General features: G+C 26.0%; 4 protein-coding genes and 1 riboswitch. Of the genes, 1 reads left to right on the forward strand and 3 read right to left on the reverse strand.

What is annotated here, in order from left to right; translation table 11 throughout:
• On the reverse strand, positions 1–1,145 hold a 1,145-nt coding region (locus tag Q0V09_RS08350), incomplete at its 3' end, for an ABC transporter permease/substrate-binding protein (protein ID WP_297488442.1).
• Between the two features lie 120 nt (positions 1,146–1,265).
• A complete protein-coding gene (locus Q0V09_RS08355) occupies positions 1,266–2,594 on the reverse strand; it encodes an NCS2 family permease (RefSeq protein ID WP_297406036.1) in 1,329 nt (442 codons plus the stop codon).
• A riboswitch (purine riboswitch) is annotated at positions 2,587–2,684 on the reverse strand. (Overlaps the previous gene by 8 nt.)
• Before the next feature lie 318 nt (positions 2,685–3,002).
• Between Q0V09_RS08355 and Q0V09_RS08360 the strand changes: the two genes are divergently transcribed.
• Positions 3,003–3,404 carry a hypothetical protein gene (locus Q0V09_RS08360; protein WP_297406035.1) on the forward strand — a complete coding sequence of 134 codons (402 nt, stop codon included), beginning with the start codon at positions 3,003–3,005 and terminating at the stop codon, positions 3,402–3,404.
• A 58-nt stretch (positions 3,405–3,462) separates the two neighbouring features.
• Here Q0V09_RS08360 and Q0V09_RS08365 read toward each other — a convergent pair.
• Positions 3,463–4,324: BatD family protein (locus Q0V09_RS08365; RefSeq protein WP_297488445.1), on the reverse strand; the 862-nt coding region annotated here is incomplete at its 5' end.

Raw genomic sequence — 4,324 nt, forward strand, 5'->3', positions numbered from 1 at the left:
CTTAACGTTATATTCCCTGCTATTTTTTTTACATCTGATATTGTTTTTAAATTATATTTTTTAGCAAATTCTGGTTTTATAGCAAATGCATATGTATTTTGAAATCCCATAGGATTAGTAATATCTAGTCCAAAATCTTTAGTATATGCATTTTTTATAATATCAAAGACTTTTTTAGGGTTTGTTTCACCGCTTAATCCTAATATAGCAGAATAAGCCGATCCTGTATATTCTGGATAAATATCTATATCTGAATTTTGTAAGGCTTCTAAAATTACATTTGTAGATCCAAATTCAATTAAATTTACTTTATATTTAGTATTTACTTCTATTAACTCACTAATCATTTGACCTAAAATTCTTTGTTCTGGATAATTTTTATGCCCCACTATAATTGTAGGATGTTTAGTTGTAGTTAACATTTTATAAGACCTAAAAGAAAAAATCACAAGAAAAACTATTGAAAAAACTTTCAACTGTAAAATACTTTTCTTTTTATCACTTCTATTTGTTAACATTCCTGTTGGAGTTAAAGACTTTTCAAATACTCCTAAAATATAACTTACTAAAAAAGCAAGTATGGCTGTAGGAATTGCTCCAGATAAAACTAAATAATTATTACTTGTAGAGATTCCTCTAAAAATAAGTTCTCCTAACCCTCCAGCTCCTATAAGAGCTGCAATTGTTGTTGTCCCTATATTTGCAACAGCTGAAATTTTTATTCCACCCATTATAACAGATATAGCAATAGGTAATTTCACTTTTAATAAAACTTGGAAATTTGTCATTCCCATACCTATAGCAGCTTGAATAATCGATTCATCAACGCCTCTAATTCCTATATAAGTATTTGAAATTATAGGTAATAAGGAATATAAAAACAAGACAAATATAGCAGGAACTATCCCTATTCCCATTAATGGAATAATTAATCCAAAAATAGCTAAGCTAGGAACTGTTTGAAAAAGTCCTACAACAGATAAAACTATTTTGGATAATCGTTCACTTTTAACAATACATATTCCAAGAGGGACACCTATTAGAACAGCTAAAAGAACAGCTATTCCAGATATTTTAATATGTTGCATAAAAGCTTCTCCAATTTCAGGTGATCGTTTAATAAAAAAATTTATAAATTTAATCAACTTAGTACACCTCCAAAGTAATATTTATATTTTGTCCTATTATATTAATATTACTGATTAAATTTATAAATCCTTTAAATAAAAAAATCCACTTACAAGTAATTGTAAGTGGAAATAAATTTATAATAATATAAAATATGCCATAAGGGGCAAACTTAATACTAAAATTGGAATATTTAAATCTCTATATCTCTTTGTTAATATTTTAATAATAACATATGAAACAATACCCATGCTCATTCCTGTTGCCATATTGTTAGTAAATACGGTAAACATTATAGTCATTACAGCTGGAACAAACTCTGTCATATCATCCATATCAATATACTTCATACTTGTCATCATTAGTATTCCAATGAAAATAAGTGCTGGTGCTGTGGCAGACGATGGAATAATATAAACTATTGGTGTTAAAAATATAGTAAATATAAAACAAACTCCTGTAGAAACTGCTGTTAATCCAGTTCTACCTCCTGCTTCAACTCCTGCTGCTGATTCTAAAAACGTTGTTATTGTAGTTGATCCGAAAATTGATCCTACAATAGTTGCAACAGAATCAACTAAGAAAGGTTTATCTACATCTGGTAAATTTCCATTTTCATCAAGTAATCCTGCTTGAGCAGAAACTCCTAATAAAGTTCCTAAAGTACAGAAGAAATCTCCTACAAAGAATGTAAATATTAATGGTAAAAATGCAAATTTACAAGCTCCTAAAATATCTAATTTAAAAGCTATTGGCATAATTGATGGTGGCATAGAGAAGAAAGAATGTGGTACTTGAGTAATTCCCATTGGAATACCTATTAATGTAGTAACAACAATACCAATTAATACCCCACCTTTAACTTTATTTAAAACTAATGCTATTGTTATAAATAGTCCAATTAAAGATAAAATTGTATTTGGATTTGTTATACTTCCCATATCAATATTACCATTAACAATAGTCATAATTTGTCCATTTTTAAATCCTACCATTGCAATATAGAATCCTACAGCTACTCCTATTGCAAACTTTAAATTTTTTGGAATTGCTTCTACTATTAATCCTCTTAATCCGAATATTGTTAAAAGTAAAAATATAATTCCAGATAAAAATACCATACCCATAGCAACTTGCCATGTTACCAATCCACCAGCAACTAAAGTATATGCAAAGAATGCATTTGATCCCATAGCTGGTGCCATTACAAATGGTCTATTAGTATATAGTCCCATAAGAATAGAAAAAAAAGCTGATAAAACTGCAGTTACAATTGTTACTGCTTGCACATTCATTCCTGCAGCACTCATAAACATTGGCTGAATAATTAATATATAAGCCATTGTCATAAAGGATGTTATTCCTGCTGTAATCTCTGTAGAAATATTTGTGTTATATTTGCTAAGTTGGAAATAAGAATCAACAGCACTTAGCATACTATTGTCTTTTTGATTAAAATTTGTCATTACTCCTCCTAATAATAAACCATTTATGGTGGTTTGTAGAAACTCCTGACCTTATTACAGGATTATATCAGTATCTCTCTGGTACGGTACATTGTACTATGATTCACATAAGAAGTCAATGAAGTGTTAAGAATAATTTAACACTTTTCTAAAATTACAGATAAAATACTAGTGTTGTAAAGTTTATGTTAATGATGATAACACTTTAAGAAATGTTGATTTGTACATTATTATAATGCATTAAAAATAATAATTATAATATATTTTAAAAGTAACATATATATATATAATAACTCTTATATGCAGTTTTATTATTTTATTGTAATAAAACTAAAACTAATTTTATTTTTCTTGTAAGTTTTTGTTCTCTATGAGATAATATTAGAAATATAAGTAGGAGGTAAATTCATGTTAAATGTTACAAGAGAGATGTTTATTCAAGTTCTTGATGGATATATAGAATTAGCTAAAAAATTAAAAGGTGAAGTCGTAGTATTAAATAGAGTTAAAGATGAAGATGATGAAGTTATTATATCTAAAATTGAAGATTTTAAATTAATAAAAACTAGATTTGGAGATTTATTAGAAGTTACAATCTATGTTAATGATGAAGATGAAGTTTATGAAGAGTTTAAAATAGGAAATGGATCAGATTATAAAAAAGTTCAAGAAACAATATTATCTAAACTTCCTAAAACTAAAAATAAATATAATATCAAAATAAATACAGAAATTGAAAAAGAAAAGCCAAAACAAAGAAATTCTCAAAAATTAAGTGAAAATCATTTTCAAAAATTTATGAAAAAATAAAAAAGCAGATATTCTGCTTTTTTTATTTAATAATTATTTTCATCGATGCGTAATTTTGTTATTTTGAAGATTTTTCATTATCTTTCAACTTAATATACACAATAAATCCAAGTTCTAAAATACTTACAATACCTAAAAATAAACTTAACAATTTATAATTATTTTTTGCAGGTATTTTTTCAATTTTTAATTGGTTAATATTAATTTCATTAATTTTTATTTTTTTTGATTTTTCTATATTATTCTGTATAGGACTTTTGCCTGTCGCATAATCTTTTTTCACTAAACTTTTATTTTCTTTAACATCTATTTTTTTTCCTAAAATTGTTAAATATTCATATTTTTTATTTTTTACATTAAAATATGGAATTTTTATATTGGGAATAGTCAACTTTCCTTTTTCCTTAGGAATAATTGCTAGTTCATATTTTTTTTGATTAAAATACTGTCCATTATTTATATTTTCAGTATATTCTTTTGTATTTTGAAAAATATTAAATTGATCATTATTTTCAATAGGGAGAGTATTTAACATTTCTAAATTTCCTTTTCCTGATAAAGTTATATTTAAAGTTATTGCTTCTCCAACTGTTGGAGTCCCTATATTCCAATTATCTTTATATCCTATATTTCCTACAATATCTTTAAAATCTTTAGGTTCATTTTCTGGAAGTGGTAATATATCTATGTTTATTTTTTTAGGTCCAATTATAGATTCATCACCATAATAGTTTCCAGTATTTTCAGACACTTGAACTTGACTTCCTTCTATTACTTTCTCTCCGCTAGAATTAGCTTGAAGTATCCCTTTAAACAGAGATAATTTTATTCCATCTCTTCCTTTATATACAAAAGGAGTTTGTACATAACTATTATTTTGATATGTAGTTAAATCTTTAACAGAAAAATCTGAAAAATTC

Origin of the sequence: uncultured Cetobacterium sp. (assembly GCF_947039425.1) — a bacterium.
GTDB lineage: Bacteria > Fusobacteriota > Fusobacteriia > Fusobacteriales > Fusobacteriaceae > Cetobacterium_A.